This window comes from Halomonas marinisediminis, from assembly GCF_004347715.1.
Classification (GTDB): Bacteria; Pseudomonadota; Gammaproteobacteria; order Pseudomonadales; family Halomonadaceae; genus Halomonas; species Halomonas icarae.
Genome location: NZ_SLTR01000612.1, coordinates 1 through 253, shown reverse-complemented (window position 1 = coordinate 253; position 253 = coordinate 1). Strand labels below are relative to the sequence as shown.

The window sequence follows — 253 nt, the reverse complement described above, 5'->3', positions numbered from 1 at the left end:
TTTTAAGTGATTATTCGAAATTGAGTCGGGCAAAATCGAATGTCTCTCGCTCATTCAAATAATGAGAGACAACTTTGGTTGTTTAACAACAAGCTCAAGATTCGCATCGCGAAACTCTTTGGGGTTGTATGGTTAAGTGACTAAGCGTACACGGTGGATGCCTTGGCAGTCAGAGGCGATGAAGGACGTATTAACTTGCGATAAGCCCAGATTAGGCAGTAAAAGCCACTTGAGTCTGGGATTTCCGAATGGG

The 253-nt window shown here is 43.5% G+C and carries 1 rRNA gene; it reads left to right on the top strand.

Features of this window, described 5'->3' with window-relative positions:
• Positions 1–130: 130 nt before the first annotated feature.
• Positions 131–253, top strand: a 23S ribosomal RNA gene (locus E0702_RS17995); the annotation flags it as partial.